Here is a 2,088-nt window from a genome sequence, read left to right as displayed (position 1 = left end):
GCGCAATACCATGGGCCTGCGCTCGCCGATCCACTCGCTGGCACGGATTCTCAATCCGCTGCGCGCGCGTTGTGGTCTGCAGAGTATTTTCCACCCGGGTTATCAAGCCGTGCACCGAGAGGCCAGCGGCCTGCTCGGAGACACGGCGATTGTGGTCAAGGGCGACGGCGGTGAAATCGAGATCAATCCGGACGCCGACAGCCACTTGTACGGCACCGCCGGCGGCGAGAGCTGGGACGAGGAATGGCCGCAGCTGTCGAGCCAGCGCCACGTCAAACCGGCCGCGCTGGACATCGAGCATCTGAAAGCGGTGTGGCGCGGCGAGGTGGTCGACAGCTATCCGCAATTGGCCCTGATTTCGACCATGGCCCTGGCCCTGCGCGGGCTTGGCCAAAGCCGCGAGCAAGCCTTCGAAACCGCCGAACGCTACTGGGCCGCGCGGAACAAATCGATTTAACCGATCATTCGCGCCCGATCTTTGCGCTTTTTGTTCGAACCCATCGGAATAGACTCGACTCCAACGTTTATTGGTTTATGGAGTCTTGATCATGGGTTTACTCGTCGATGGCCACTGGCAGGACAAGTGGTACGAAAGCAGCAAGGACGGCGCGTTCCAGCGCGAACAGGCGCAGCGGCGTCACTGGGTCACCGCTGACGGCCAGCCGGGGCCGAGCGGTGAAGGCGGTTTTGCCGCTGAAGCCGGACGCTACCACCTCTACGTGTCCCTCGCCTGCCCGTGGGCACACCGCACGCTGATCCTGCGCAAACTCAAGGGTCTGGAAAAGCTGATCGACGTCTCGGTGGTCAGTTGGCTGATGCTGGAAAACGGCTGGACCTTCGACAAGGCTCTCGGCTCGACCGGCGACAAACTCGATCACTTCGACTTCATGCACCAGCGCTACACCGCCGACACCCCGGACTACACCGGGCGCGTCACGGTGCCGGTGCTGTGGGACAAGCAGCTCAAGCGCATTGTCAGCAATGAGTCGGCGGAAATTATCCGCATGTTCAACAGCGCCTTCGACAACCTCACCGGCAACGACTTGGACTTCTACCCGGCACCGTTACGCGGCGAGATCGACGCGCTGAACGAGCGGATCTACCCGGCAGTGAACAACGGTGTGTATCGCGCCGGCTTCGCCACCTCGCAACAGGCCTATGAAGCGGCGTTCGATGAGGTGTTTGCCGAGCTGGATCATCTGGAGCAGTTGCTGGGCGCCAACCGCTACCTGAGCGGTGAGTTCCTGACTGAAGCGGATGTGCGTCTGTTTACTACGATGATTCGCTTCGACGCGGTGTATCACGGCCACTTCAAGTGCAATTTGCGGCGGATTGCCGACTACCCGAACCTGTCGAACTGGTTGCGTGAGCTGTATCAGTGGCCGGGGATTGCCGAGACCGTGGACTTTCAGCACATCAAACATCACTACTACGGCAGTCACAAGACGATCAACCCGACGGGGGTTGTGCCGAAGGGGCCGGCGCAGGATTTCAGTGTGGCCCATGATCGGGCGCGGCTGAGCGGGAAAGGGGTTTGGCGCAGGGGCTGATTGATTCGCTGATGTTGAGGACGCCATCGCTGGCAAGCCAGCTCCCACAGGGATCTGTATAAAGCTGAAAATTGCAGCTTCAATACAAAACCCGTGGGAGCTGGCTTGCCAGCGATAGAGGCGACGCGGTTTTCAAACCTGCGCCTGAGCACCCTCGAACCACGCCAGTTTCTCGCGCAGTTGCACCACTTCACCCACGATCACCAGCGTCGGCGCATGCACTTCATGCTCCGCCACCAGGCGCGGCAAATCAGCCAAGGTGCCGGTAAACACCCGCTGATTGACCGTGGTGCCCTGCTGGATCAACGCCGCCGGGGTATCGGCCGAGCGACCGTGTTTGATCAACTGCTCGCAGATCACCGGCAACCCGACCAGGCCCATGTAGAACACCAGGGTCTGCGCCGGGGCAACCAGGTCGGCCCAAAGCAGATCGGTGGAGCCGTCCTTCAGGTGCCCGGTGACGAAGCGCACTGACTGCGCGTAATCGCGATGGGTCAGCGGAATCCCGGCATACGCCGCGCAACCGCTGGCCGCCGTG

Annotated in this window: 2 protein-coding genes and 1 pseudogene; 2 read left to right on the top strand and 1 reads right to left on the bottom strand. The window is 61.4% G+C overall.

Annotation, left to right across the window (positions count from 1 at the left end):
* Together DBR24_RS20910 and DBR24_RS20905 are read left to right on the top strand one after the other, a co-directional pair.
* Nucleotides 1–457 (top strand): annotated as a pseudogene (locus DBR24_RS20910) (hypothetical protein); the annotation flags it as partial.
* Between the two features lie 91 nt (nt 458–548).
* On the top strand, nt 549–1,550 hold the full coding sequence (locus DBR24_RS20905) for a glutathione S-transferase family protein (protein WP_128615706.1): 1,002 nt from the start codon (nt 549–551) through the stop codon (nt 1,548–1,550).
* A gap of 132 nt (nt 1,551–1,682) precedes the next feature.
* Here the strand turns inward: DBR24_RS20905 and DBR24_RS33090 are convergent.
* Nucleotides 1,683–2,088 (bottom strand): uroporphyrinogen-III C-methyltransferase (locus DBR24_RS33090; protein WP_256591699.1); only part of this gene is annotated, 406 nt, incomplete at its 5' end.

It is taken from the genome of Pseudomonas sp. HMWF006 (genome assembly GCF_003061205.1).
In the GTDB taxonomy this organism is placed as follows: Bacteria; Pseudomonadota; Gammaproteobacteria; order Pseudomonadales; family Pseudomonadaceae; genus Aquipseudomonas; species Aquipseudomonas monsensis.
The sequence above is the reverse complement of the archived record's forward strand: the minus strand, read 5'-3'. Positions and strand labels throughout refer to the sequence as shown.

Excerpts from the sequence above, each read along its gene's own strand:
- DBR24_RS20905 (WP_128615706.1), top strand. The coding sequence starts at position 549 with ATGGGTTTACTCGTCGATGGCCACTGGCAGGACAAGTGGTACGAAAGC.